The sequence below is a fragment of the Rhodobacteraceae bacterium IMCC1335 genome, assembly GCA_039640495.1.
Taxonomy (GTDB): domain Bacteria; phylum Pseudomonadota; class Alphaproteobacteria; order Rhodobacterales; family Rhodobacteraceae; genus Thalassovivens.
The window spans coordinates 1,746,382-1,772,195 of record CP046864.1 but is presented as its reverse complement, the minus strand read 5'-3'; the positions used below and the strand labels follow the sequence as shown (position 1 = coordinate 1,772,195).

Sequence of the window (25,814 nt, the reverse complement as noted above, 5' to 3'; positions counted from 1 at the left end):
GAAAATATTATTCTTATTTTTTTGACAATATAGCCAAAACTCAGAATTATTTACTATATAGGGATAGGTAAATCAAACAGGAAACGCCTCATGGATCATTTCCCAATCTTCTTAGCTGTGGCCGGAAGACGCATCATCCTATCTGGCGGCGGCGATGCTGCGATCGCCAAGTTGCGGCTCTTATTCAAAACGACGGCGCATATCACTGTCTTTGCAAAAGATCCTTTACCTGAAATCTTGCATTGGGAAAAAAACGGCAAACTGGCTTTGGTGAGGCGGAGGCTTGAAACCGGCGATGCGCTTTGTGCGGCGCTGTTTTATGCCGCAAATGAAGACGCGCAAGAAGATAGGCGCGTGGCCAAACTCGCCCATGAGGCCGGCGCTTTGGTAAATATCGTTGATAACCTGCAAGACAGCCAATTTATCACACCCGCAATCGTGGATCGTGATCCCGTAACGGTTGCGATTGGCACCGAAGGCGCGGCGCCTGTCTTGGCGCGCGCAATCAAGGCTGATTTAGAACAAAGACTACCTGCACAGATTGGCGTTTTGGCGCGGATTGCAAAATCCTTTCGAAAAAATGTGAATGCCTTGCCAATGGGCCGCGCGCGGCGTCGCTTTTGGAGCGAATTTTACTTCAACACCGGCCCAAGAGCCTTGGATAAAAGCGGTGAAGCTGGCATAGGCAACGCTTTGTCAAACTTGCTTGCGACGCATGTCAAAAAAGCCGCCCCAACGGGGCATGTGATTTTCGTTGGAGCTGGGCCAGGTGACCCAGAGCTTTTAACGTTGAAAGCCTGCAAAGCTTTGGATCGCGCTGATGTTGTGCTCTATGATCGCTTGGTCGGCGAGCCAATTTTAGAATTGGCCAGACGCGAGGCGCAGTTGATTGACGTTGGGAAAACAGGGTTTGGGGCCTCAACCCCGCAGTACAAAATCAACGCCCTCTTGCTCAAACATAGCCAGAATGGTCAAATTGTGGTGCGTTTAAAGGGCGGTGACGCAACAATTTTTGGCCGCCTTGATGAAGAAATCGACGCCTGCGAGGCCGCACAAATCGAATGGAGCATTGTGCCAGGTATCACGGCGGCCTCGGCTGCCGTCGCCGCGATCGGACAATCGCTGACGCGCCGCCAACGCAACGCCTCAGTCAGGTTTTTAACTGGCCACGATATGCACGGGTTTCACGAGCAAGATTGGCAAGCTTTGGCGAAAACGAACACGGTTGCAGCGATTTATATGGGAAAAAAATCCGCGCGGTTTATCCAAGGCCGGCTTTTGATGAATGGGGCGGATCCAAAGACACCGGTAAGCATCGTAGAATACGCCTCGCGGCCCAGTCAACGGATAATTGAAGCGCGCTTGGATAATTTGGCTGAAACCTTGCGAGCGCAGACCGTATCGGGGCCCGCGCTTACCTTATTCGGTCTGGCCGCGCGAAAAGCAGCTTTGCAGATCGAAAACCACCACGAGAAAGTGAGTGCCTGATGCCCAGAAAATCTTACATTAAGGTAATCACCGCAAATGCGCTTTTGAGCGGGGATGTGATCTATCTTAACGCCAATGGGGGTTGGACGCGGCAGCATTTAAACGCCAAAATATTCCACGAACAAAAGGATGCACAAGCTGCTTTAGATGCAGCCACGGCTCAGACATCTCACGTGGTGGGCGCCTATCTGGCAGAGTTCATAGACGAAGACGCAGGTCCAAAGCCGGCTCATTTTCGAGAGGCATTTCGCACCAAGGGGCCTGGAAATTATTTCCACGGCAAACAAGCAGAGGCAAAAAATGTATCAGTATAATGGGTTTGACACCGCCTTTTTAAAACAAAGAAACCTTCAATTTCGCGATCAAGTGCAGCGGCGTATCAGTGGCGCGCTCAGCGAAGAAGAATTCAAACCACTGCGCTTGATGAATGGGCTATATTTGCAGCTTCACGCCTATATGCTGCGCGTGGCTATTCCATATGGAACTTTAAACAGCGCGCAAATGACAGCTTTGGCCTCGATCGCGGAAAAATGGGATAAAGGCTATGGTCATTTCACAACCCGTCAAAACATCCAGTTTAATTGGCCCAAATTGCAGGATGTTCCCGATATCTTAGATGCATTGTCAGAAGTAGACATGCATGCCATCCAAACCAGTGGCAATACAATTCGCAACGTCACTGCAGATCATTTTGCGGGCGCCGCAGCGGATGAAATTGAAGACCCGCGCCCCTATGCCGAGCTGCTTCGACAATGGTCAACAGACCACCCCGAATTTCAATTTATGCCGCGCAAATTCAAAATTGCGGTGAGCGGCAGCGCAAAAGACCGCGCAGTCACGCGCGCGCATGATATTGGCTTGCTTCTCAAAAAAAGAGGTGCAGAAGTTGGCTTCGAGGTGACTATAGGCGGGGGATTAGGTCGAACCCCGATGATTGGCAAAACCCTCTGCGACTTGTTACCAAAAAGTGATCTGTTACCCTATGTTGAGGCCATCGTCAGCGTTTGGAACCTTTTGGGACGCCGCGATAACAAGTATAAATCGCGCATAAAAATTACAGTACATGAAAATGGGTTGCAAGAAATTCAACGTCTTGTCGCAAAACGGTTTTCTGAACTTCGCCCACAGTTTAAAGGGCAGGATCAAACACTTCTAAACGCTTTGAAAAACGCTTTCAAAGCCCCCGCTTGGATCGACGCTCCAACCGCCACATTTCACGAAAATTACGCAAAATATCCAAATTTTAAGTCCTGGGTGGATATCAATACCAGCCCGCATCGCAACAATGATTACGCAATAGCAACTGTCAGCCTTAAAACTCCGGGGCAGACGCCAGGCGATGCCAGCAGCGCGCAAATGCGCGTAATCGCAGATCTGGCCAAATCCTATAGTCATGATGAGCTTAGGATAAGCCATGCGCAGAATATTGTTCTGCCCCACGTGCATAAAAGCCATCTTTTCGCGGTCTTTAACGGCCTTTATCCAGCCGGGTTGGCAACTGCCAATGCGGGATTGATCTCAGACATCATTGCCTGTCCGGGCATGGATTATTGCGCTTTGGCAACCGCCCGCTCTATCCCCATTGCACAAGAGATCGCGCTGCGTTTCAAGGCGTTAAAATTAGAGCATGATATCGGTCCGCTGCAAATCAAAATATCGGGCTGTATAAACGCCTGCGGACATCATCACGTCGGGCATATTGGGATATTGGGGTTGGATCGTGCAGGCGTTGAAAACTATCAAATCACGCTTGGCGGAGATGCCACAGAAACCGCTACGATCGGAGAACGTGCAGGCCCAGGGTTTGATGCGTCAACTATCGTTTCTGCGATTGAACGGGTGGTTTTTACCTATCTTGATCTACGCCTCTCCAATCGTGAAACCTTCCTCGAAACTTTTCGCAGAGTGGGCGCCCCGCCTTTCAAAGCAGCCCTTTATCCAGGCGGCAACGAAGGCAAAACCGCCGCTTGAAACCCTTAAACAGCTATAACAGAACCCGCCAGAAATGGCCCCTTAGAACGACAGGAACACTCACATGGATGTTATCGTAACGGATAACGGATTTTCAACCGATACATGGAGTGCTGAGACCACGCTCAGTATCTCCTCGGAAACAGATCCCGAAAACCTAACCCTACCCAATGACATTCAGCGGGTGGTGATCACCTTTCCTAATTTCGCTGATGGGCGCGGTTTTACGCTTGCTCGGTTGCTGCGGTTGCGCGGGTATAGCGGCGCCCTCAGGGCCAAAGGACCCATTATTTCTGACCAATACGCGATGGCGCGCAGATCGGGATTCGATGAAATTGCAATTTCGCAAGCTCAAGCCGTGCGTCAACCTGAACACGATTGGCTTTTCCGGTCAAATTGGACAGCCCACAGCTATCAATCGCGCTTGCAAGCAAGCGGCTAGAAAATTAATTCAAAACCCGCTAAACATGCTATCAACTGTAAACAAAATCTGACAGAGTGTATTATTTTGAACCAAGCTGCTGCTATAAAACCCACAAGATTGCCCGATGCGCAAACCGTTACCCATGTCAAACATTGGACAGACCGTTTGTTTTCATTTCGCGTAAAAAGACCACAAAGCCTGCGCTTTCGATCAGGCGAATTCGTCATGATTGGCCTTTTGAAAGAAGATGGAAAACCGCTCTTGCGGGCGTATTCTATCGCCTCGCCCTCTTGGGCCGAGGAGCTTGAATTTTACTCTATCAAAGTACAAGATGGGCCGCTGACCTCGCGGCTTCAGCATATCCAACCCGGGGATGAAATTATCCTGCGGCCAAAGCCGGTTGGAACGCTGGTGCATGATGCATTGCTTCCTGGAAAACGCCTATGGTTTTTCGCCACTGGAACCGGAATTGCGCCGTTTGCTTCTTTGGTCCGCGAACCTCAAACCTATGAAGATTATGATCAAATTATTCTAACGCACACTTGCCGAGACCGCGCAGAATTGACCTATGGCAGCGAATTGGTAAACGCGCTGGCAGACGATCCCTTAATCGGAGAGATGATCGGCGACAAGCTTACCTATTATCCGACGACCACGCGCGAACAAAGCCCAAAGATGGGGCGGATCACCGATTTGTTGGGAACTGGCGAATTACTGAGCGATCTTGGAATTGACTCGATTAACCCGAAGACAGACCGGGCAATGGTCTGTGGGTCACTGGGTCTGAACACCGATTTAAAAGCTATTTTGGAAAGCTACGGGCTTAAAGAAGGCGCCAATTCGGAACCGGCAGAATATGTTGTTGAAAAAGCGTTTGTCGGGTAATCGTGCGCGACGCGGCCTATTCTGCACTGAAACTGCATAATTGTTTGTCTTTCACGCAACAGAGCCACAAAACCCTATCTGGTTTTAGAAATAACGCTTGTCATGCGTGAGCGGTCTCGATATCGACCCCACTACGAACCATTAACAACATAAGGAATGAACCCATAGCTCGCAGACCTCACAACGCGCCACCATCGCGCGAAACCGGACCTCGCGTAAATGATCGCATAGACAGCTCGGAAATACGGCTCATTGGGCCCGAAGGTGAAAACGTAGGGGTGGTTACCCCCGCACGCGGCCAAGAACTTGCAGATCAAGTCGGTTTGGATTTGGTGGAAATTTCTCCCAATGCCAACCCACCCGTGTGCAAAATCATGGATTTTGGTAAATATAAATACGAGCAGCAAAAACGCGAATCCGAAGCCCGTAAAAAACAAAAAATTATCGAAATCAAGGAAATCAAATTTCGACCTGGAACAGATGTTCACGATTACGAAGTGAAAATGCGCAGCGTGTATAAATTTTTGGAAAACGGTGATAAGGTTAAGATCACCATGCGGTTCCGTGGACGTGAGATGGCGCATCAAAATCTGGGGCGTGAGCTTCTGGAACGGGTGGCGGATGATGTTAAAGAATTGGGCAAAGTAGAAAATATGCCGAAAATGGAAGGTCGTCAAATGACGATGATGATCGGTCCTGCCACAAAATAATCGCTGACGTACATTCAAATTTTTTTCAAAACCGGGGCTGTGCCTCGGTTTTTTATATTCAAAACCTGAAATGCCCGCGCAAGTTTGCGCGCGTTACCCCTCTGAACGCCGCCGAGGCTGGGGCCGGGTTGGAATTTCTTTCAACAAGCCCCCAATCGCCATTTCAGCAAAACTGCGGTCATCCAAAGTAACCCCGCAGGCAATCCGAGACAAAACCCAATCCGCCCCATTTAGCGCCGGAGACCGAACGCAACCAGGAAATCCAATCACCGGCTTGCCAGCGAGCGCGCCCAAAAATAAAAGATTTCCTGGATCAACCGGCATTCCAAATCGTTCAATGTTGCCCCCAGCTGCGCGCACGGCTTTCGGAGCGGTGTCATTAAGATCAGAGGTGGCAGAGCTGGTGAGCATCAATATAAGATCGCCCGAGGCATCTTTCAGCGCATTCGCCATCGCTCCGGTTTGATGAGGCGTCGTAACCACTTCCATTAGCGAAATATTTAAAGCGTCAAGCCGCTGCCTTATCGCTTCAACGCCCTTTTCGCCGGGTCCACCTTTCGAGACGCTCACAATCAAACTGGCAGAGCGCGCAACCGGCGGCAGTACTTTGATCGCCGCATGTGCCAGCTTGCAGGCAGCTTGTAGCTTGTCACTGGGCACGCCATAGCTGATGATTTTTACCGTTCCCACCAAGTTTCCGGTCGAAACCTGCTGATATTGGGGCAAGGTCGCCAAAGAAATCATTGAATCGATTGAATTGAGGGCGATCAATTTTTCAACGTTTTGACTGACCACGCCTACCGAGCTGGCAATTAGATTGACCCGTCCCGTGAAGGCCGCACCCAAACGCAAACCGGCCTGATCAGGATGAGGCACCAAGGCCTTTGCCAAAGCAACAGCCGCGGCATCTTCCGCAATATCACCCTTTTGCAATCGCGCCGCGCTGATATGCGTTATGCCGGCACGCGTTAATTCGTCAATATGATCTTTGTTCAGCCTCACGCCCTTGCGCAGCCGCCTGCCTAGCAGGCCAATAGAATGCGCAAGAATACAGCCTTCAGCGGCGCCAACAGGAAGCTCATCAAATACCATCAGAGCAACCGAAGCGCGGATATAATCTGAGCTAAAATCGACGCAGCGATCTCGGCGGGGGTAGCCGCCCCGATTGGCAGCCCCACGGGACCATGAATGCGATCAATTTGGGCCTGAGAAAACCCCAAGCTCAAAAATCGTTCAACGCGCGTATAATGCGTGCGCGTTGAGCCAAGGGCACCGATATAATAAGCATTTGAGGCTAAACCAACCTGCAGCGCCGGGTCATCAAGCTTTGGATCATGGGTCAACAGAACCAAAGCGCTGCGCGCTTCAAGCTGTAAATCACGTAACGCCTGATCTGGCCAATCCTCAATAATTTGGTGATTGGGAAACCGCTCAATCGACCCAAAGCTTCCCCGTGGATCAATTAGATAAACATCAAACCCGGCCAGCTCGGCCATCGGCACAAGCGCCTGCGCGATATGAACGGCCCCAACAATAATCAATCTTAACTTTGGATTATGAACCGAAACGAATGTAACACCATCGGGTTCAAATCCTGAACGGTCCAGCCGCATCCGCTCTTCATAACCGTGTGCGTGCAAGGCATTTGCGCCCGTTTCACAATTCACAGAATAGACCATTGGCTGACGCGCGGCGCGCGCGGCCACCAACTCGGCAAGCAAAGGCTCTGACAAGACAGCGCCCACAGGCTCTAGCAACACGCGGATCGTACCGCCGCAGGCCAATCCCACCGCAAACGCATCCCCGTCGCTAATCCCATATTCTAAAACCTTGATCTCTCCAGCGTTTAGCGCCTCTAAGGCCTCGAGCACAACGGCCCCTTCCACGCAGCCACCAGAAACCGAGCCCGCCATATCCCCCTGCCCGCTAATCGCCATTTGGCCGCCGATCCGCCGCGGCGCCGAGCCCCAAGTTTGAACAACCGTGGCGAGCACAGCCCCGCGCCCCTCTTGATGCCAGGCTAAGGCTTGCTCGGGGATCGCTTCAATTTGCTTTGCGCTATTGATTTCGGTCAACTTACACATCCTATTTTCAGCTTCACGCCATCGTTTTTAATATTCGAGTCTTCGCGCCCACATCATCTGGCGTTGAAACAACCTCAGCCAATTCCATCAAGGACGCAATAGAATGGCTGGTTCTAAGGCTATCAACATATGGCAAAATCGCGCGTATACCAGCAGCCTTTGCGCTAAATTGATCCCACCGTAACAAGGGGTTTAACCATATTAAACGCCGCGCGGTTCGTTGCAGGCGTCGCATTTCTTCTCCGAGATCCGCGCTTACATCACGCTCTAAACCATCGGTAATCAGCAGTACAACCGCCCCTTGGCCCAAAACTCGCCGCCCCCAATCCCGATTAAAAGCTTGCAAACAACTGGCAATGCGGGTTCCACCTTCCCAATCCTGCGCTTCAACACCCGCCGCTGCCAGTGCTGTATCCACATCAGATTTTTGCAAATGTCTTGAAATATTCGTTAAGCGCGTTCCAAATGTAAACCCGTGGACATGCGCCCAACCGCCCTGCTTTTGATTGCTCACCGCGTGTAAGAAATGCAAAACCATTCGACTATAACGACTCATGGATCCTGATATATCACAAAGAACAACCAAATTCGGCCAGCGGATACGTGGCTTTTGATAAGCGAGTTTGTGCAACTCGCCGCCTGAGCGTTGCGCCAAGCGCAAGCTGCCAGCCCTGTCTATCACGCTGCGCCTTGACGCGCGCTGCAAGCGCCGTGACAAAAGCGGACGTATAGGAAGCTCTAACCGCGCCAACATCGCCTTTGCCTCGGCAATTTCCTCAAGGTTCATTTGTTCAAAATCCATCGATTTCAATCGCTCTTCTGCAGAGGCTGTCAGCGCCCAATCCAGCTCAAGCATTGGCGCCTCGTCTTGCGACAGCGGCGTTTGGATTGGCGCTTGCGGTTGTTCGCCATCTAAAAGCGCTTCGGCAGCGCGTTTTTCAGCCGCAACCGAAGCAGTTTTCTCGGGTACCGCGCCGATTGAGGGTAACATCAGCGCCATCATATGCTCAAGATATTGCGGATCGCGCCAAAACAAACGGAACGTTTGATCAAACACCGCGCGAGAATCCGGCCGAGACACAAAGCAGGCATGCAAGGTCCAATAAAAATCTTGCTTTTGGGTAAAGCCCGCAGCAGAGACAGCCTCAATAGCATCGATCACCCGCCCTGTTCCAATCGCCAGACCCGCGCGCCGTAAGGCTCGCGCAAAATGCATGATATTCTGCGCCAATTTGGGGTCATCGGGCAAGTGTAAAGGATGGTACCGCGCCATTAGATCGCTATCGTTGAAACGCAAATGGAACGCGCGCTGCCATATATGGTCAGAAAACCATACCGGCAGTGCTGCGCGAAGATTAAGAAACGCGCCCGTATCATGCAGGGTTTAAACTTCTGCGCGCATCATCCAAAATCCGCTTGGCTTCTGACCCTTGCAGCTTTGAAATATCGTCTTGGTATTTTAAAATAGCACCCAGCGTATCTGCAATAACCTCCGGGCTCAAAGAGATACTATCCAGCGCCAATAAGCATTTGGCCCAGTCGATGGTTTCGGCGACGCCCGGCTTTTTAAACAAGTCCTCCTCCCGCAAGGCTTGAATAAAGGCCACAACTTCGCGGCTTAGATCAGCGGCAAGATCGGGAGCCTGCGCCTTTAATATCGCCAGTTCACGGTCAAAATCAGGATAATCTACCCAATGATACAGGCAGCGGCGCTTCAGCGCATCATGCACTTCACGGGTTCGGTTCGAGGTCACAATCACAATCGGCGGCTCAGGCGCTTTAATGCTGCCAAGCTCTGGAATGGTCACTTGGAAATCTGACAGAGCCTCAAGCAAAAATGCCTCAAAGGGTTCGTCAGTGCGGTCCAACTCATCAATCAACAAGATGGGGGGACCACGGTCATCGCCTTGCATGGCTTGTAACAGGGGGCGGGCGATCAAAAACTCTTCGGAAAACAATTCTTGCTTCAAGCCCCGTCGCTCAACGCCTCCGGTGGCTTCTGCAGTGCGAATGGCGATCATCTGCGCGGCAAAGTTCCATTCATAAACGGCAGAAGAAGCGTCTAATCCTTCATAGCATTGCAACCGAATTAGGTTGCGCCCAAGACAGGCTGCAAGCGCTTTGGCGATTTCAGTTTTACCCACCCCAGCTTCGCCTTCTAAAAACAAGGGGCGGCCCAATTTCAACGATAAAAACACCACTGTCGCCAAAGCACGCCCGCAGACATACCCACCAGCGTTCAACCGCTCTTGAACTTGATCAATCGACTCCACCGTAAAAACCCTTCCAGCCCCAGAACCAATAGCTGCATCACTAAGCACGAAGGTCAAGCCCCAAGGCGAGAAAGCGCATCTTCGTAATTGCCCCATAAACGGGCATGCATATAGAAAACTGTTTTAAAAACAGACCATAAAGGCTGTTTAAAAAATCGGACTATGATATCCGATGGCCCTAGAAACCCGCGCCGGATTTATGTTAGCAGATCGCTATGCATAAAACCCTTTCCCTTCCCCGCCCGGATGATTGGCACCTTCACCTGCGCGATGGCGCGATGATGGCGTCCGTTTTAGCCTCAAGCGCCGATCACTTTGACCGGGCCTTAATCATGCCCAATTTGGTGCCGCCAGTGGTCACAGGAGCAGAAGCTCAAGCCTATAAAACCCGAATAATGGCGCAGCTTCCCGAGAGATCGGATTTTTCGCCATTGATGACGCTTTATTTGACCGAAGCCACCGATCCCGAGGATCTGGCAAAAGCCTTTCAATCTGGGCTTATCAGCGCGGTAAAACTGTACCCGGCGGGTGCCACAACCAATTCAGCATCGGGCGTCACTGATTTTAACGCGGTTCAACCCGCTTTGGAAAAAATGGCTGAAATCGGGTGCCCGCTTTGCGTTCACGGAGAGGTAACAGATCCAGCTGTTGATATTTTTGATCGTGAAATGGTGTTTATAGATCGCGTGCTGGATCCGCTTCGACGTCAAAATCCAAATCTTAAGGTGGTTATGGAACATATCACCACGCAGCAAGGGGTAGACTATGTGAAATCTAGCGCCTCTGGCCTTGCCGCAACCATCACAACGCATCATCTGATGATCAACCGCAATCATATTCTGGCTGGCGGCATCAAACCCCATTATTATTGCCTGCCTGTCGCAAAACGCGAAGAACACCGTTTGGCGCTGCGCGCTGCGGCCACCAGTGGTGATAGCCGGTTTTTCCTTGGCACGGACAGCGCGCCGCATATTGATGCCGCAAAAGAAAGCGCTTGCGGATGCGCCGGATGCTTTACCGCCAGCGTAACAATGCCTTTGCTTGCGCATGTTTTCGAAGAAGAAAGTGCGCTGGACGCCTTGGCTAATTACACCTCATCCAATGGGGCGCTGTTTTACAATAAACCGAGGAACGAAAAAACGCTTACGCTTCAGAAAAGGTCCGAGCCGCTGCCGATAGAGCCGCAGTTACAAACCCCCGACGGGCCGGTCACTTTGTTCGACCCCGGCGTTCCAATCTTTTGGCATGTTGTGGCATAAACCTGCGTTAGCGCATTGCGCAAAAGCCTTGACTATCCATGCGTAAACACAAACCTATGAAAGTGTTCAAAGATGATCCCAAGTTCCTCCCCCAGCCCCGAAGAAATCGCACGATTAACAGCGCGCATGCTGCTTGAAGTGAAAGCGGTTCACTTCAACAGTGAAAACCCATTTATTCTGGCTTCGGGCTTGCCAAGCCCAACCTATATTGATTGTCGAAAACTGATCAGCTTTCCACGCATTCGCAGCAGCCTTATGGATTTCCTAACCGTAACGGTGATGCGAAATGTCGGATATGAGGCCTTTGATTCGGTGGCCGGTGGAGAAACCGCCGGAATTCCCTTTGCGGCCTTAATGGCCGAGCGGATGGCCCTTCCCATGACGTATATTCGCAAAAAACCAAAGGGCTATGGCAAAAATGCGCGCATCGAAGGGCTTATGAGCGAAGGGCAAAACGTTTTGTTGGTCGAAGATCTGACCACCGACGGGGGCAGCAAACTTAGCTTCGTTGACGCTATTCGCGACACCGGCGCGGCCTGTGCCCATACGGCGGTAATATTTTATTATGGGATATTCCAAGAAACCGAAAAAACGCTGTCAGATCATGGTGTTGGCCTTCACTATTTGTGCACTTGGTGGGATGTATTGCGCGAAGCCAAGGCCCAATCTGCTTTTGATTCAAAGACATTACTCGAAGTTGAACAGTTTCTCACCGACCCACGCGCTTGGCAAAACGCCCGCAAATCCACCTGAGCAGTCCCAGAAAATATGTCAAAGATCAAAGGACGCACCCCTACATTTGGGTGTCACCCTAGGATATCACCGCAATATGTGCTAGTGTGCCACTTATCCACAGAAATATACAATTTGCCCCCCGCCGCGCAATCAGGCAAATAACAAGCTCAAAGAGAGCGATGTGATGAATAAGATATCCGATATAAACAGCCAAGAGCCGGACCAAGAATCGCTGGATATTGCGCCCCATTCGATTGAAGCCGAGCAGCAGCTTCTGGGTGCAATTCTTACCAATAATGATATTTTCGACCGGATCGCCAGCATCGTAACACCCGAGCATTTTTACGATCCGGTACATGCACGGATATTCGAACTTGCCAGCGCACGTATCGCCAAAAATAATTTGGCCTCACCGGTTACGCTCGCAACGTTTTTACAAGATGATGAAGGTCTAAAAGAGCTAGGCGGCGCTGCATATTTGGCGCGGCTTGCCGCCTCAGCAGTGGCTGGATTTGCTGCGCGCGATTACGCCCAAATGATCTATGATTTAGCCATTCGGCGCAATTTAATTCAATTAGGTCAAGATATTTGTGCACGCGCCACAACGATGGATGAAAGCCAAGAGCCCGCGGATCAAATCGTCGTGGCCGAACAAGCGCTGTATAAGCTGGGTGAACAGGGTCAAGGCGAAAGCGGCTTTCAATCCTTTCTAAGAGCCGTCACCGCTGCCGTGGATGTGGCCAATAATGCCTATAAACGCGAAGGTGGATTAGCTGGCATCTCTACAGGATTGATTGATATGGATAAAAAGCTAGGCGGGCTTCATAAGTCTGACTTGTTAATCCTGGCTGGGCGCCCGTCGATGGGCAAAACCTCGCTTGCCACGAATGTCGCATTCAACATCGCCAAAGCCTATCAAAAGGGTCAATTGGCAGATGGCAGCGAGGGAACGCTGAATGGCGGTGTTGTTGGCTTTTTTAGCTTGGAGATGAGCGCTGAGCAGCTGGCTGCCCGTATTTTATCCGAGGCCTCCGAAGTGCCCTCTGAGCAAATTCGACGCGGCGATATGACAGAAACTGAGTTTCGACGCTTTGTTGAAGCGGCAAAAACGCTGGAAAGCTGCCCTTTATTTATTGATGACACCCCAGCCCTGCCGATTTCGCAATTGGCCGCGCGCGCGCGCAGGTTGAAGCGGACGCATGGTTTGGATGTGCTTATCATAGATTATCTGCAACTGGTTCGACCTGCTTCGGCAAAAGACAGCCGCGTCAACGAAGTGTCTGAGATCACCCAAGGCCTTAAAGCTATTGCCAAAGAATTGGACATTCCCGTTATCGCGCTGTCGCAGCTTTCGCGACAGGTGGAAAATCGCGATGACAAGCGCCCCCAATTGGCGGATTTGCGTGAATCGGGGTCAATTGAACAGGATGCCGATGTGGTGATGTTCGTGTTTCGAGAGGAGTATTACAAAGAACGCGAAAAACCTGGCGATCACGATCTTGAAAAAATGGCTCTGTGGCAAGATGAAATGGAGCGGCTGCATGGGAAAGCGGAAATCGTTATCGGAAAGCAGCGGCACGGCCCTATTGGAACCGTTGAGCTTAGCTTTGAAGGCAGATTCACTCGTTTTGGCAATTTGGTCAAACCCTGGCAGCAAGACAGCGAACGCCGATAGCTAAAATACAAGCGATGCGGCGCTAAAAATGACCTTGCCGACCTCTGCGCCGCAGCGCTTTAAAAGAGTGCTATTTTACGCACCCTGACCCATCAAGTTGCGCCGAAAGCGCTTTATGCTTGACGTTCTAGAAAGCTCGGTGAAGAAAAGCGTATGGGCACTGCCGTTTTAACCATTGATTTAAGCGCTCTGAGGGCGAATTGGAAGGCGTTGAACGCGAAATCCGCGGGTATCACAGCCGCGGTTGTGAAAGCTGATGGCTATGGGCTTGACAGTGCGCGCGTTGCAACCGCCTTGGCGTCAGAAGGCGCGCAGCATTTCTTCGTGGCGGTGGCAGAAGAAGGCGCGGCGCTGCGCAAAGCGTTGGGCAACGGCCCCAGTATCAGCGTATTTTCTGGCCATATGGCGCAGGATACCGCTTTAATCAAAGAGGCAAATTTGATCCCGATGGTTAATTCCGTAGATCAATTGTTGCGCCATATTGAATCGCTTCCGGATCATCCTTTTGGATTGCAGCTTGATACGGGTATGAACCGGTTGGGAATGGAGCCGACCGAATGGACAGCGCTGCGTGATTTGGCGCTGCGCTTAAAGCCACAACTGATCATGTCGCATTTGGCCTGCGCAGATGATTCCAACCACCAGATGAACGCGCATCAGCTGCAGCTGTTTCGTGAGCTGACAGCCGATTGTAACATCCCGCGTTCGCTGTCAGCAACAGGTGGCATTCTGTTGGGTGAAGCGTATCACTTCGAAGTTACCCGCCCAGGCATCGGGCTTTACGGCGGCGCGCCCTTTTTAGAAGCAAACCCGGTTGTAAAAATTGATATTCCGGTGATCCAAACTCGGCCCGTGACTGCAGGAGAAACCGTAGGCTATTCAAACACTTGGACTGCCACAACCCCAAGGCAAATTGCAACTATATCCGCCGGATATGCCGATGGTATCCTGCGCGCTATGGGCCCAAATACGCGGCTGTTTTCGGACAATATTGGATGCCCTATCGTGGGGCGCATTTCAATGGATTTAATTTGCGTCGACGTCACTTTGCTCGATCACTTGCCGGAAAGTTTGCAATTGCTCAATGCGACGCAGGGTATTGATACGCTGGCGGATGGCGCTGGTACGATCGGATATGAGATATTAACCTCTCTAGGCGGGCGCTATGAGCGGCGATATATCGAATGAAGAGCCTGACCACCCTTGTGCAGGCCATTGGTTCGGCCACGCTTAACGTGCTGGGCGCGACTGGTCGCGTCACCTTGTTTATCCTCGACACGCTGCGCCAAGCCTTTTCGGGGCCGTTTTATCTGCGCGAATTTGGAAATGCTTTGATGCAAATTGGCTGGTTGTCCTTGCCCGTCGTTGGCTTGACTGCGTTTTTCACAGGCGGCGCTTTGGCTCTGCAAATCTATGCCGGGGGCGCGCGTTTTAGCGCGGAAGCGGTGGTCCCATCGATCGTAGCGATCGGTATGGCGCGCGAATTGGGCCCTGTGCTGGGCGGTTTGATGGTTGCGGCGCGCGTGGCCAGTTCAATCGCCGCGGAACTTGGCACAATGAAAGTAACCGAGCAAATCGATGCTTTGGTGACCCTATCAACAAATCCGATGAAATATCTTACCCTGCCCCGCGTGCTTGCCGCAACATTGGCAGTGCCTCTTTTGGTGGGCGTTGGTGATGCGATTGGTATTATGGGCGGTTATGTGGTTGGCGTCACCCGGTTAGATTTTAACCCCGCTGCCTATATAAAAAACACCGTCGATTTTTTGCAGCTTTGGGATATTCTTAGCGGGATGGTAAAAGGCGCGGTGTTTGGGTTTATTGTGGCTATAATGGGCTGTTATTTTGGTATGAATTCTGGGCGCGGCGCGCAGGGTGTGGGGCGCGCGACAAAATCTGCCGTGGTAAGCGCCAGCGTTTTAATACTGGCGGCCAATTACATCTTAACCGAATTGTTTTTTAGCGCATGATACAGCTCGATCGCCTTCACAAAAGTTTTGGTTCAAATAAGGTCTTGCAAGGTGTGTCTTTAAAGATCGCCAAAGGCTCGTCCTTGGTTGTGATAGGAGGCTCAGGCACTGGCAAATCGGTGATATTAAAATGCATATTGGGTTTGATGCGCGTCGATCAAGGTCAAGTTTTTCTTGAGGGAAAAGATATGCAAACGCTAGATCGAGATCATTTTTTATCGCGCTTCGGCATGCTGTTTCAAGGTGCGGCCTTGTTTGACAGCCTGCCCGTTTGGGAAAATATCGCCTTCCGCTTGACGCAAGGAGCATTAAAAAAATCAAAAGCTGACGCCCGCGAGATCGCAATCGAAAAGCTGCGCCGGGTCGGATTGCAACCGGATGTTGCCGATAAATACCCAAGCGAATTATCCGGTGGCATGCAAAAACGCGTTGGGCTGGCCCGTGCGATCGCTGCGGATCCCGAAATTATCTTTTTTGATGAACCAACCACCGGTTTGGACCCCATTATGGCGGGTGTGATCAACGACCTAATCCGGGAAATTGTCACCGAAATGGGAGTGACCGCTATGACCATCACCCATGATATGTCTTCGGTTCGCGCGATTGCAGATCAAGTTGCGATGCTTCATTTGGGTAAAATTCAATGGACAGGACCCGTTAAAAATCTGACCGAGTCAAATGACCCATTTGTTGATCAATTCATTCATGGGCGCGCCACAGGACCTATCGAAGCGGTTCGTTGAAGACTGCTTAGAAAAATGGCGCATATGACGGCGCGTGCAAGATCATTCGATCGTGCACAGCAAGCTTGCCATCAGTCTGCAAAATTGGCACATAACGCGCATGTCTAAATCCAAATCTTATTCTTGCTCAGATTGCGGCGCCGTCACCAATAAATGGTCAGGCCGCTGCGATTCTTGCGAGGCCTGGAATACAATTTCAGAAGACACAGCCTTAAGCTCAGGCCCATCAAAAACCTCATTAGGGGCGAAAAAAGGGAGCCCTGTTCAACTTAGCAACCTTGACACCGACGAAGCGCCAAATCCACGCACACAGAGCGGAATAGACGAGCTTGACCGCGTTTTGGGTGGTGGCCTGGTGCCAGCCTCTGCCATTTTGGTGGGGGGAGATCCAGGTATCGGGAAATCAACGCTTTTGCTGCAAGCGGCGGCGCAATTTGCACATAACGGATTAAAAACCATCTACATCTCGGGCGAAGAAGCCAGCGCACAGGTTCGGATGCGGGCACAGCGCTTAGGCTTGAAAGAAGCCCCTATTCAACTTGGGGCCGAAACAAATCTGCGAAATATACTAACAACATTAGACGGTGAAAAACCCAAATTAGTGATTATTGATTCGATTCAAACGATTTGGTCGGATCACGTTGACAGCGCCCCCGGCAGCGTCAGCCAAGTGCGCGCCGCAGCGCATGAATTGACCAATTTCGCAAAAAAACGCGGCTTCTCGGTTGTATTGGTGGGCCATGTTACCAAAGAGGGGCAGATTGCAGGGCCCCGCGTGGTTGAACATATGGTTGATACCGTGCTTTATTTTGAGGGCGAACGCGGCCATCAATTTCGCATTCTGCGCGCGGTCAAGAACCGGTTTGGCGCCGCCGATGAGATCGGTGTTTTTGAGATGACCGGCAAGGGCCTGCAAGAAATCAGCAATCCATCGGCCTTATTCCTTTCGGAACGGGGAACCCCAAGCCCGGGTTCGGTGGTGTTTGCCGGAATGGAAGGCACGCGCCCGGTTTTGGTTGAATTTCAGGCCCTCGTGGCCCCGACTCCGCACGCGCAGGCCCGCCGCTCGGTGGTCGGATGGGATAATGCCCGTTTGGCAATGGTATTGGCGGTGCTCGAAGCCCGTTGTGGCATTCCATTTTCAGGCATGGACGTCTATTTAAATGTGGCAGGCGGTTTAAAAATCAATGAGCCTGCCGCAGATCTTGCCGTTGCCGCCGCGCTTCTTTCGGCGCGCGAAGATGTAAGCCTTCCCGCAGAATCGGTGGTTTTTGGAGAAATTAGCCTCTCCGGAGCATTAAGACCGGTTGCTCAATCAGAAAATAGGTTGAAAGAAGCGCAAAAGCTTGGTTTCAGCAAAGCCATCATACCAACCGCAGAACAGCGGCTCAGTAAAGAATACCTTGAATTGACTCAATTTACGAATCTATCCTCGTTTGTTGGTGACATATTCGGGGCTGGTTAATGACGCGCGATAAGGAAGTGGATTAAATGGACACATTCAACATTGTTGACGGCGGCATCCTGGCGATCATTCTCTTATCAGCCGTTTTGGCCTATTCGCGCGGGTTACTGCGAGAGTTAATGGCGATCGCAGGTTGGGTGGCCGCGGCGGTGTTAGGGTTTATATTTGCACCGCAACTTTTGCCCTTGGTCAAAGAAATTCCCGCAATCGGGCCAATTCTCGCTGATAGTTGTGAGCTGTCGATCATTGTATCCTTTGTAACCATCTTCGCAGTGTTTTTGGTCGTCTTATCTTTGTTCACGCCGCTTTTATCCTCTGCAATAGATAAAACAGCGATCGGCCGGCTTGATCGCGGGCTGGGGCTGCTCTTTGGTCTGTTGCGTGGAGTGGCTTTGATTGCGATCGCATTTTTTGCCTATCGGACAGTTTTCAATACAGAAAGCTACGCCATAATCGAAGCAAGCTTCTCAGCCCAATTGTTCAGTGATTTAGCCACGGCAATAACCGAACGCAATCCAGAGCGCGCTTTGGGATGGATCACTCTACAATATGAGCAATTGGTTCTGGTCTGCGAATAAATAATAGATAGGTTTACGCCGCGTGCTAAAAACCTTGGGAAAACGACGGATCTTTCGCATTACATCCGTGACAGACTGGCTGAAACTCGATAAGAGCTTCAGTAAATCCTGCGCCTGAATCGGAGCTGCTTATTTTGCAAACCAAGACCATGCCGCCAGCGAACCCGTTTGATGATGATAAACTGCGCGAGGAATGCGGCGTCTTTGGCGTCACCGGCGTTCAGGACGCAGCCAATTTTGTCGCTTTGGGCCTGCATGCGCTTCAACATCGAGGGCAAGAGGCCGGCGGAATAGTCGCCCATGACCCCGAATCCGGTTTTAACTCTGCGCGTCGCTTTGGGTATGTGCGGGATAATTTCACATCGCAATCATTGATGCAAACTTTACCCGGCTCCTTGTCTATTGGCCATGTGCGCTATTCAACGGCGGGCAAAAAAGGCGCAGCTATCCGCGATGTTCAACCTTTTTTTGGCGAGTTTGCAATGGGCGGCGCGGCTATTGCGCATAATGGAAACATCACCAATGCCGACTCATTGCGGCGCGAATTGATCGAACGTGGTTCGATTTTCCAAAGTTCCTCGGATAGCGAATGTATCATTCATCTGATGGCGCGCTCGTTACAGCGTAATATTCCCGAACGCATGGAAGATGCATTGCGGCGCGTTGAAGGCGCTTTTTCCATCGTCGCGATGACGCGCACGAAACTGATCGGAGTGCGCGATCCTTTGGGCGTAAGGCCTCTGGTGCTTGGCCGGTTGGGCGATGGATGGGCCTTAAGCTCTGAAACTTGCGCCTTGGATATCATTGGAGCCGATTTTGTGCGGGAAATCGCCCCCGGTGAGATGGTCGTTATAACCGAAAAAGGTATAGAAAGCCACTTTCCGTTTCGACAACAAAACCCAAGATTTTGCATTTTCGAACATGTATATTTCTCGCGCCCCGATAGTATTATTGGAGGCCGCTCCGTCTATGAGACGCGCCGGCAAATCGGCGTTGAACTGGCCAAAGAAAGCCCTGTTGAGGCAGATTTGGTTTGCCCAGTTCCCGATAGCGGTACGCCTGCTGCAATTGGCTTCTCGCAACAATCAGGAATCCCCTACGCGATGGGGATCATTCGAAACCAATATATGGGGCGCACTTTTATTGAGCCAACCGAACAAATCCGCAATATGGGCGTACGTTTAAAGCTGAATGTGAACCGCGCTTTGATCAAGGGGAAACGGATCATTTTGGTGGATGATTCCGTTGTTCGCGGCACAACCTCGCGCAAAATTAAAGAAATGATCCTAGACGCTGGCGCCGCAGAAGTACATTTTCGTATCGCCAGCCCCCCCACAGCTTGGCCCTGCTTTTACGGGGTAGATACCCCCCAGCGGGAAAAACTATTGGCGGCCACGATGACGGAAGACGAAATGCGCCAACATTTGGCAATCGACAGTTTAAAGTTCATTTCACTTAACGGGCTGTATCGCGCGGTCGGTGAAGCCAAAGGGCGTGACAGCAGCTGTCCACAATATTGCGACGCCTGTTTCTCAGGCGAATACCCTGTCGAACCCTCAGACATGATCACAAAAGGCTTTGTTTTGAAGGCGGCCGAATAAAGCGCGTGCCAAACCAATAAAGCATAAGCCTCTTTCACCGCCTCTTGACGAATGTTGCAAAAATGAGCATCAGCGCCCCATGACGGAAAAAATTGCTTTGATCACGGGCGCATCGCGCGGGCTTGGCGCAGCCCTAGCCGAAACTTTAAGCGCAAATCATCACATTGTGGCGATTGCGCGTACAACAGGTGCGTTAGAGGCGCTTGATGATCGCATCCAAACAACAGGCGGATCAGCCACTCTCGCCCCGGTTGATATAACAAACCAAGATGCTTTGGCGCAAATCTGTCGCTCGATCTTTGATCGTTGGGGGCATGTTGATCTTTGGTGTCATACGGCAGTGCACGCGGCGCCATTGGGGCCAGCAGCGACGCTCGACAGCAAAGATTGGAGCAAATCGATTGCTACAAATCTAACCGCCACTGGCATTTTAATCCCTTTTATTGCGCCACTTCTTGGGCAAGAGGGGCGCGCCGTGTTCTTTGACGATCCGCATATTGGGAATAAGTTTTACGGCGCCTATGGGGCGACCAAAACAGCGCAAATTACATTGGCACGCAGTTGGGCCAAAGAACAAAAAACTTCAGGGCCGCGCGTTGATATTGTTGCACCTCATCCAATGCCAACCGCAACCCGGGCACGGTTTCATCCTGGCGAATCTCGAGAGCGTCTTGCTGATCCGCTCAGCGAAGCAAAACGCCTTCTCACAGAGCTCAATCTTATTTAAACCTAGTGGCCCCGACCGCAATCGGCTAAATCCCATTTACAACAGGGGAAATGCATCCCGTTTATTAATGTCCGCTTTGAAAAAACGCGGGGGCGAAAAAAAGTTTATGACGCGGATGGCTTGCCGGCATGAACAGTCTGCTTTAAGCGGTGAAAGACGACAATAGGGTGGGTATATGCGGATTTTAATTACCAATGATGATGGCATCAACGCTCCGGGCCTGAAAACCCTACAGAAAATCGCCAAAACCTTAGCAGGCGCGGCAGGAGACGTGTGGACAGTGGCGCCCAGCACCGAAAGATCCGGCGTTGCGCATGCAATCAGCCTGTCCTCACCCGTATTGATCTCGCAACTAGGCCCGCGCTCTTTCAGTATCGACGGATACCCGGCAGATTGCGTGTTGGCAGGTCTGCACCATATTTTGAAAGACTCTCCTCCCGATATTATCTTATCCGGGGTAAACCGTGGCAATAACTCTGCTGAAAATGCTCTTTATTCAGGCACTTTGGGAGCTGCGATCGAAGGGGCGTTGCAAGGCGTACCCTCTTTTGCGCTTTCGCAATATTTGGGTCCCAACAACGTGAACATTGACGATCCGTTTGAGGCCAGCGCAACCTATGGCGCTGAAATTGTGCAAGCGGTTTTATCTGCCCATCCTCCAGCATCACAAGAGTATCAGCTATTTTACAATATAAACTTTCCTCCCTGCCCGGCAGAATGGGTCAAAGGGCGTAAACTTGCCACGCAGGGCTTTCGACGCGGCTCCAATTTTAGCACCGAGCCTTATACGGCAGCAAACCGCCGTAACTTTCTATTCATCAAGGGCGGTGATCAGCAGGTTGCAGCCGCACCGGAAAGCGATGCTGCAGTAAACCTAGAAAATTATATTTCCATTACACCGATGCGCGCAGATTTCACCGATCACAAAGCCTTACATGATTTGAAAGCCATCGAATAATGCAAGAAGCAGAAACAATCATGCAGTTTTTGTTTCAATTGCGCTCGCAAGGCGTAACCGATGTACGCGTTTTAACTGCCATGGAAAAAATTGATCGGGGGCTTTTTGTAACGGGCGTGTTCGCAGATCGGGCCTATGAAGATATCCCCCTGCCCATCGCCTGTGGCCAAACAATTTCACAGCCCTCGGTGGTGGGCTTAATGACCCAGGCCCTGCAAGTGGGCGCGCGCGATACAGTTCTAGAACTCGGAACAGGTTCAGGCTACCAAGCAGCCATTTTGAGCCAACTCGCTCGACGCGTTTACACAGCAGAGCGCCACAAACCCTTGGTTCGGGATGCAAAGAAGCTTTTTGACCGCTTGGGGTTGCAAAATATTATTTCAATCTGTGCTGATGGAAGCCACGGATTAAAGGAGCAAGCGCCTTTTGACCGCATATTGGTGACCGCCGCCGCCGAAGACCCCCCAGGCCCCTTAATGGAACAATTAAAGGTAGGAGGGATTATGGTTCTGCCTGTTGGACAATCCGATGCGGTTCAAAATCTAATCCGCGTAAAACGCACGGAAACCGGTTTTGAATATGATGATTTAAAGGAAGTTAGGTTCGTACCGCTCTTGGAAGGTATTGCAAAAGAAAATTAAGTAAAAATTTACAAAATAGTTATGGTCATGTAAGAATTGTACTGGGTTAGGAGTTATTTAAATGTTTAGGCCTGCGGCTCTTTCTTTTTCTCTTTTTTGTTTATATGTCGTAATTTTGACTGGATGTGACACTTCAGGTTTTGATCTTGATATGAGACAAAACCAATATAACACAAGCGCCGCCGCGCAAAGAGTGGCAACACCAAGAGCCGAGCCAGATGAGCTTGGCATCATCGAATACCCGACCTATCAAGTGGTGGTGGCCAGAGAGAGCGATACTGTAACATCCATCGCAAATCGCTTAGGGCTCTCGCCAAACTCTCTTGCCAGCTATAATGGTGTGTCCCGCGAGAAAAAGATGCGCGCAGGCGAAGTGTTGGCTTTGCCAAAATTTTCCGAGACCGCGGCCAGGCAAAGCGCTGAGATTGACGTCAGCGCTTTGACGCAAAGCGCACTTGCAAAGGTAGAAACGTCTCAAGCTTCAAAAACATCACAACCCGCAACAAATAAAGATGAGCCCATCCGCCATAAGGTGCGCCGCGGTGAAACAGCCTTCACCATATCACGCCTTTATAATGTTTCCATCCGATCACTGTCGGAATGGAACGGATTAGACAGCAATTTTACAATACGAGAAGATCAATATTTGCTGATCCCTCTGATGCTCGAAGTGCCGATCACAGCCCCCAAAACGCGGCCCGAAAAGCCAGGACAGGGATCCCAAACACCATTGCCACCCAGCTCATCCACCCCCCTGCCAAAAGCCGAAAGCGCCACGGCCTCGCAAGTCACACCCCTAAAAGAAAAAGCGCCTGTGAAAGAGACCGTAGCCACCACAGGAAAGCTTACATACCCGGTAAACGGCAAAATTATTCGCGAATATGTAAAAGGCAAAACGGAGGGAATTGATCTCTCGGCCCCGGCGGGCAGCACAATCGTAGCGGCGGAAACAGGCACCGTTGCCGCGATAACGGCGGATGTTGATCAGGTTCCTATTGTGGTTATCAAACACGCCAATGAGCTGCTGACCGTTTACGCAAATGTTGGGAATATATCTGTCTCCAAAGGCGCCAAAGTCTCGCGTGGACAGGCGATTGGGAAAATCCCCCCAGCAATCCAACCTATCTTCATTTCGAAGTGCGCCAGGGTTTGGAGAGCGTGGACCCTTTAGATTATTTGCAATAAGCCTGCTTCATTGGCGCAGGCTCAACCCCGACCGCCCCGCTAAATCCGCAAAAAACTGCCAAGCGACGCGTCCAGAGCGCGCGCCACGGGTGGCCTGCCACTCGATGGCTTGCGCGCGTAATTCATCGGGATCAATCTGCAGGTTATGGGCCGTGCAATAACCGTTAATCATTTCAAGATACTCATCCTGCGTACACGGATGAAATCCAAGCCACAGGCCAAACCTATCCGAAAGCGATACTTTTTCTTCCACCGCTTCTGAGGGGTTAATGGCTTGCGAGCGTTCATTTTCAATCATATCGCGCGGCATCAAGTGGCGACGGTTTGAGGTTGCATAAAACAATACGTTTTCCGGCCTCCCCTCAATGCCTCCATCGAGCACAGCTTTCAAAGATTTATAATGCTGATCATCATGGCTAAAGCTCAGATCGTCGCAAAACAATATGAAGCGATGCTGCGCGCTGCGCAGAATATTCAATAGCCTGGCAACGCTAGGTAAATCTTCGCGCTGCAATTCGACGATTTTCACGTCAAAACCCTTCGCAAGCACAGCCCCATGTATCGCCTTTACCAGCGATGATTTGCCCATACCGCGCGCGCCCCATAACAGCGCATTATTTGCCACATGTCCTTTGGCAAATTGCAACGTGTTTTGCATTAGCGTATCGCGCGCGCGATTTATACCCACCAAAAGGCTTAGATCAACGCGCGAAACGTCTTGAACCGGCTGCAGGCAATCCGGATCAACATGCCAAACAAAAGCATCGGCTTGCTTTAAATCCGGGGCCGTCAATGGCGCCGGCGCCATCCGCTCTAACGCAGCGGCGATGCGTTCAAGCGGCTCAGTCATTCTTGCCGGACCCCTGTCCATCTTCAAGATCCGAATCAAAGTCTATATCTGCCTCATCCTCATCCAAGCCCTCCGCCTCTAACTTGGCTTCACGCCTTTGCTCGACGCGTCGGACCAAAAAGATAGACACTTCGTATAACCCATAGACCACCACGAATAAAATCACCTGCGTGATCACATCAGGTGGCGTAACCAGCGCGGCCAAAACCAAAATGGCCACCACGGCGTATTTGCGTACGCTGCCTAAGCCATCAGCGCTGACCAATCCCGCTTTTCCCATTAGAGTAAGCAGTACAGGCAGCTGAAAACATATGCCAAAGGCCAAAATAAATTTAATCGTTAAGCTCAAATATTCCTGAGCCGAGCCTTGAAACGCAATACCCGCGGTGGCATTATCTGTCATTTCTTCACTTAGAACAGACCCAGCTTGCTGAAAGCCCAAGAAGAAATCAAAGGCCAGCGGCGTTACAACGAAATAGGCAAAGGCGGCGCCAAGAAAAAACATAAAAGGCGAGGCGATCAAGAAGGGTAAGAAGGCACCTTTTTCCGATTTGTAAAGGCCGGGGGCTACAAAGCGCCATAATTGATAGCCAATAAAGGGAAAAGACAACACCAATCCCCCCATAAGCGAAATAGAAATAGCGACAAAAAAACCTTCCTGAAGCCGGATCAGGATCAACCCGCAATCCTCATGCCCCTTAAGTGCCATCGCTGAACACAAGGGCTGGGTTAGAAAGTTGAAGATCGGGTTCCAGATGGTAAAACAAATGATCATGCCAACCAAAAACGCCAGCACCGAATAGATCAGCCTTTGGCGCAGCTCTGTCAAATGCTCTATGAGCGGCGCAGTGCTTTCCTCAATTTTATCACTTGGGCTCATGCTTCGCCTTTAGCCTCTGCAACAGTATCTTGCGTTTTAGCATCAACTCTCACGTCTTCGGACTTGGGTTCAGCCACTTCTGCCGCTGCCTCGGCGGCAAGACGGGCTTTTGCTTTTTCGGCTGTGGCTTTTTCTATTTTCGCAGCTGCCTCGGCGCGCTCTTTTGACAATTTTCCTGCTTCGGAACCGGGGGCAACTGAAGTGAAATCCTGCGCTGCAGTTTTCAAACCATCGATACCAGTTTTTACTGGATTGGTTGCCGCGCTGATCGTTTTGGATATATCTTTCACGCCCGCATCATCTGCGGCCTGATCCATCGCTCGGCTGAATTCACGCGCCATGCCCTTGGCTTTTCCCACAAACTGTCCAACTTTCCGAAACAGCATTGGTAAATCTTTGGGGCCTACCACAATAAGCGCCACAATCCCGATCAGGAGCAGCTCGGTCCAACCCAGATCGAACATTTATCAGACCTTGTCTTTATCTGTTTCCGGCGTGATATCTTTGACGTCTTCGCTCATCGTTTTTTCAAGTTCTTTGCTGCTATCACTCACGCCCTTTTTAAACGCGGTGATGCCTTTTCCAACTTCCCCCATCAAAGAGCTGATCTTACCACGCCCAAACAGAACCAACACAACGACAGCGATCAGCAACAAACCCGGAAGGCCTATATTATTAAGCATTCTTTTTTCTCCTTAATACAACCAAGCCA

General features: G+C 51.0%; 26 protein-coding genes and 1 pseudogene. 19 read left to right on the top strand and 8 right to left on the bottom strand.

The features are described from left to right. Window positions 1-90 precede the first annotated feature (90 nt). From cobA to GN241_08395, 6 genes are all read left to right on the top strand, one after another. Window positions 91-1,488: a uroporphyrinogen-III C-methyltransferase gene (gene cobA, locus GN241_08420; protein ID XAT57390.1), complete on the top strand. Its 1,398-nt coding sequence runs from the start codon at window positions 91-93 to the stop codon at window positions 1,486-1,488. Continuing rightward, entirely contained in the window at window positions 1,488-1,802 is a 315-nt protein-coding gene (locus GN241_08415; protein ID XAT57389.1) for a DUF2849 domain-containing protein, read from the top strand. The genes cobA and GN241_08415 overlap by 1 nt, the downstream gene beginning before the upstream one ends. Next, the gene (locus tag GN241_08410) at window positions 1,789-3,459 is read left to right on the top strand and encodes a nitrite/sulfite reductase (GenBank protein XAT57388.1); all 1,671 of its coding nucleotides are present in this window, start codon (window positions 1,789-1,791) and stop codon (window positions 3,457-3,459) included. The genes GN241_08415 and GN241_08410 overlap by 14 nt, the downstream gene beginning before the upstream one ends. A gap of 64 nt (window positions 3,460-3,523) precedes the next feature. After that, window positions 3,524-3,901, top strand: coding sequence for a DUF934 domain-containing protein (locus GN241_08405; protein XAT57387.1), 378 nt, complete (start codon window positions 3,524-3,526; stop codon window positions 3,899-3,901). Between the two features lie 66 nt (window positions 3,902-3,967). Continuing rightward, window positions 3,968-4,768: a ferredoxin--NADP reductase gene (locus GN241_08400; protein ID XAT57386.1), complete on the top strand. Its 801-nt coding sequence runs from the start codon at window positions 3,968-3,970 to the stop codon at window positions 4,766-4,768. Between the two features lie 164 nt (window positions 4,769-4,932). After that, complete coding sequence (locus tag GN241_08395; GenBank protein XAT57385.1) at window positions 4,933-5,478, top strand: translation initiation factor IF-3; 546 nt, start codon at window positions 4,933-4,935, stop codon at window positions 5,476-5,478. Between the two features lie 93 nt (window positions 5,479-5,571). Here GN241_08395 and GN241_08390 read toward each other — a convergent pair whose 3' ends face one another. From GN241_08390 to GN241_08375, 4 genes are all read right to left on the bottom strand, one after another. Next, window positions 5,572-6,570 carry a molybdopterin biosynthesis protein gene (locus GN241_08390; GenBank protein XAT57384.1) on the bottom strand — a complete coding sequence of 333 codons (999 nt, stop codon included), beginning with the start codon at window positions 6,568-6,570 and terminating at the stop codon, window positions 5,572-5,574. Next, the gene (locus GN241_08385; protein XAT57383.1) at window positions 6,570-7,562 is read right to left on the bottom strand and encodes an XdhC/CoxI family protein; all 993 of its coding nucleotides are present in this window, start codon (window positions 7,560-7,562) and stop codon (window positions 6,570-6,572) included. The genes GN241_08390 and GN241_08385 overlap by 1 nt, the downstream gene beginning before the upstream one ends. Before the next feature lie 13 nt (window positions 7,563-7,575). After that, window positions 7,576-8,835 (bottom strand): VWA domain-containing protein, encoded by a 1,260-nt coding sequence (locus GN241_08380; GenBank protein ID XAT57382.1) that lies wholly within the window; start codon window positions 8,833-8,835, stop codon window positions 7,576-7,578. Window positions 8,836-8,935: 100 nt separating this feature from the next. Then, window positions 8,936-9,931, bottom strand: coding sequence for an AAA domain-containing protein (locus tag GN241_08375; protein XAT57381.1), 996 nt, complete (start codon window positions 9,929-9,931; stop codon window positions 8,936-8,938). 119 nt (window positions 9,932-10,050) lie between these two features. On the opposite strand from GN241_08375, the gene pyrC reads away from it, so the two are divergent. From pyrC to GN241_08310, 13 genes and pseudogenes are all read left to right on the top strand, one after another. After that, window positions 10,051-11,094: a dihydroorotase gene (gene pyrC / locus GN241_08370; GenBank protein XAT57380.1), complete on the top strand. Its 1,044-nt coding sequence runs from the start codon at window positions 10,051-10,053 to the stop codon at window positions 11,092-11,094. A gap of 72 nt (window positions 11,095-11,166) precedes the next feature. Continuing rightward, the gene (locus GN241_08365; GenBank protein XAT57379.1) at window positions 11,167-11,847 is read left to right on the top strand and encodes an orotate phosphoribosyltransferase; all 681 of its coding nucleotides are present in this window, start codon (window positions 11,167-11,169) and stop codon (window positions 11,845-11,847) included. A 166-nt stretch (window positions 11,848-12,013) separates the two neighbouring features. Then, complete coding sequence (locus tag GN241_08360) at window positions 12,014-13,504, top strand: replicative DNA helicase (GenBank protein XAT57378.1); 1,491 nt, start codon at window positions 12,014-12,016, stop codon at window positions 13,502-13,504. Window positions 13,505-13,657: 153 nt separating this feature from the next. Further along, window positions 13,658-14,692, top strand: a complete 1,035-nt coding sequence (alr, locus tag GN241_08355; protein XAT57377.1) for an alanine racemase — start codon at window positions 13,658-13,660, stop codon at window positions 14,690-14,692. Then, on the top strand, window positions 14,689-15,474 hold the full coding sequence (locus GN241_08350; GenBank protein XAT57376.1) for an MlaE family lipid ABC transporter permease subunit: 786 nt from the start codon (window positions 14,689-14,691) through the stop codon (window positions 15,472-15,474). The genes alr and GN241_08350 overlap by 4 nt, the downstream gene beginning before the upstream one ends. Then, complete coding sequence (locus GN241_08345; protein ID XAT57375.1) at window positions 15,471-16,217, top strand: ATP-binding cassette domain-containing protein; 747 nt, start codon at window positions 15,471-15,473, stop codon at window positions 16,215-16,217. Before GN241_08350 ends, GN241_08345 begins: the two co-directional genes overlap by 4 nt. Before the next feature lie 100 nt (window positions 16,218-16,317). Next, complete coding sequence (radA, locus tag GN241_08340; GenBank protein ID XAT57374.1) at window positions 16,318-17,682, top strand: DNA repair protein RadA; 1,365 nt, start codon at window positions 16,318-16,320, stop codon at window positions 17,680-17,682. A 26-nt stretch (window positions 17,683-17,708) separates the two neighbouring features. Next, complete coding sequence (locus GN241_08335) at window positions 17,709-18,260, top strand: CvpA family protein (GenBank protein XAT57373.1); 552 nt, start codon at window positions 17,709-17,711, stop codon at window positions 18,258-18,260. Window positions 18,261-18,409: 149 nt separating this feature from the next. After that, window positions 18,410-19,861, top strand: a complete 1,452-nt coding sequence (locus tag GN241_08330; GenBank protein ID XAT59225.1) for an amidophosphoribosyltransferase — start codon at window positions 18,410-18,412, stop codon at window positions 19,859-19,861. Between the two features lie 79 nt (window positions 19,862-19,940). Beyond that, entirely contained in the window at window positions 19,941-20,588 is a 648-nt protein-coding gene (locus tag GN241_08325; GenBank protein ID XAT57372.1) for an SDR family NAD(P)-dependent oxidoreductase, read from the top strand. Window positions 20,589-20,763: 175 nt separating this feature from the next. Continuing rightward, the gene (gene surE / locus GN241_08320) at window positions 20,764-21,546 is read left to right on the top strand and encodes a 5'/3'-nucleotidase SurE (protein ID XAT57371.1); all 783 of its coding nucleotides are present in this window, start codon (window positions 20,764-20,766) and stop codon (window positions 21,544-21,546) included. Further along, on the top strand, window positions 21,546-22,187 hold the full coding sequence (locus GN241_08315) for a protein-L-isoaspartate(D-aspartate) O-methyltransferase (protein XAT57370.1): 642 nt from the start codon (window positions 21,546-21,548) through the stop codon (window positions 22,185-22,187). Before surE ends, GN241_08315 begins: the two co-directional genes overlap by 1 nt. Window positions 22,188-22,248: 61 nt before the next feature. Further along, window positions 22,249-23,372: pseudogene (locus tag GN241_08310) on the top strand (peptidoglycan DD-metalloendopeptidase family protein). A gap of 7 nt (window positions 23,373-23,379) precedes the next feature. On the opposite strand, the gene GN241_08305 reads toward GN241_08310, so the two are convergent. From GN241_08305 to GN241_08290, 4 genes are read right to left on the bottom strand one after another with little or no spacing between them, the layout of a single operon-like run. Continuing rightward, window positions 23,380-24,222 carry a DUF815 domain-containing protein gene (locus tag GN241_08305; protein XAT57369.1) on the bottom strand — a complete coding sequence of 281 codons (843 nt, stop codon included), beginning with the start codon at window positions 24,220-24,222 and terminating at the stop codon, window positions 23,380-23,382. Then, window positions 24,215-25,102, bottom strand: coding sequence for a twin-arginine translocase subunit TatC (gene tatC / locus GN241_08300; protein ID XAT57368.1), 888 nt, complete (start codon window positions 25,100-25,102; stop codon window positions 24,215-24,217). The genes GN241_08305 and tatC overlap by 8 nt, the downstream gene beginning before the upstream one ends. Beyond that, on the bottom strand, window positions 25,099-25,566 hold the full coding sequence (gene tatB, locus GN241_08295) for a twin-arginine translocase subunit TatB (protein XAT57367.1): 468 nt from the start codon (window positions 25,564-25,566) through the stop codon (window positions 25,099-25,101). The genes tatC and tatB overlap by 4 nt, the downstream gene beginning before the upstream one ends. A gap of 3 nt (window positions 25,567-25,569) precedes the next feature. Continuing rightward, the gene (locus tag GN241_08290) at window positions 25,570-25,785 is read right to left on the bottom strand and encodes a Sec-independent protein translocase TatA (GenBank protein ID XAT57366.1); all 216 of its coding nucleotides are present in this window, start codon (window positions 25,783-25,785) and stop codon (window positions 25,570-25,572) included. Window positions 25,786-25,814 lie beyond the last annotated feature (29 nt).

Coding starts and splice junctions, on each gene's coding strand:
- cobA (XAT57390.1), top strand. CDS start 91: ATGGATCATTTCCCAATCTTCTTAGCTGTGGCCGGAAGACGCATCATC.
- GN241_08415 (XAT57389.1), top strand. CDS start 1,488: ATGCCCAGAAAATCTTACATTAAGGTAATCACCGCAAATGCGCTTTTG.
- GN241_08410 (XAT57388.1), top strand. CDS start 1,789: ATGTATCAGTATAATGGGTTTGACACCGCCTTTTTAAAACAAAGAAAC.
- GN241_08405 (XAT57387.1), top strand. CDS start 3,524: ATGGATGTTATCGTAACGGATAACGGATTTTCAACCGATACATGGAGT.
- GN241_08390 (XAT57384.1), bottom strand. CDS start 6,570: ATGGTATTTGATGAGCTTCCTGTTGGCGCCGCTGAAGGCTGTATTCTT.
- GN241_08385 (XAT57383.1), bottom strand. CDS start 7,562: ATGTGTAAGTTGACCGAAATCAATAGCGCAAAGCAAATTGAAGCGATC.
- GN241_08380 (XAT57382.1), bottom strand. CDS start 8,835: ATGGCGCGGTACCATCCTTTACACTTGCCCGATGACCCCAAATTGGCG.
- GN241_08375 (XAT57381.1), bottom strand. CDS start 9,931: ATGGGGCAATTACGAAGATGCGCTTTCTCGCCTTGGGGCTTGACCTTC.
- pyrC (XAT57380.1), top strand. CDS start 10,051: ATGCATAAAACCCTTTCCCTTCCCCGCCCGGATGATTGGCACCTTCAC.
- GN241_08365 (XAT57379.1), top strand. CDS start 11,167: ATGATCCCAAGTTCCTCCCCCAGCCCCGAAGAAATCGCACGATTAACA.
- GN241_08360 (XAT57378.1), top strand. CDS start 12,014: ATGAATAAGATATCCGATATAAACAGCCAAGAGCCGGACCAAGAATCG.
- alr (XAT57377.1), top strand. CDS start 13,658: ATGGGCACTGCCGTTTTAACCATTGATTTAAGCGCTCTGAGGGCGAAT.
- GN241_08350 (XAT57376.1), top strand. CDS start 14,689: ATGAAGAGCCTGACCACCCTTGTGCAGGCCATTGGTTCGGCCACGCTT.
- GN241_08345 (XAT57375.1), top strand. CDS start 15,471: ATGATACAGCTCGATCGCCTTCACAAAAGTTTTGGTTCAAATAAGGTC.
- radA (XAT57374.1), top strand. CDS start 16,318: ATGTCTAAATCCAAATCTTATTCTTGCTCAGATTGCGGCGCCGTCACC.
- GN241_08335 (XAT57373.1), top strand. CDS start 17,709: ATGGACACATTCAACATTGTTGACGGCGGCATCCTGGCGATCATTCTC.
- GN241_08330 (XAT59225.1), top strand. CDS start 18,410: ATGCCGCCAGCGAACCCGTTTGATGATGATAAACTGCGCGAGGAATGC.
- GN241_08325 (XAT57372.1), top strand. CDS start 19,941: ATGACGGAAAAAATTGCTTTGATCACGGGCGCATCGCGCGGGCTTGGC.
- surE (XAT57371.1), top strand. CDS start 20,764: ATGCGGATTTTAATTACCAATGATGATGGCATCAACGCTCCGGGCCTG.
- GN241_08315 (XAT57370.1), top strand. CDS start 21,546: ATGCAAGAAGCAGAAACAATCATGCAGTTTTTGTTTCAATTGCGCTCG.
- GN241_08305 (XAT57369.1), bottom strand. CDS start 24,222: ATGACTGAGCCGCTTGAACGCATCGCCGCTGCGTTAGAGCGGATGGCG.
- tatC (XAT57368.1), bottom strand. CDS start 25,102: ATGAGCCCAAGTGATAAAATTGAGGAAAGCACTGCGCCGCTCATAGAG.
- tatB (XAT57367.1), bottom strand. CDS start 25,566: ATGTTCGATCTGGGTTGGACCGAGCTGCTCCTGATCGGGATTGTGGCG.
- GN241_08290 (XAT57366.1), bottom strand. CDS start 25,785: ATGCTTAATAATATAGGCCTTCCGGGTTTGTTGCTGATCGCTGTCGTT.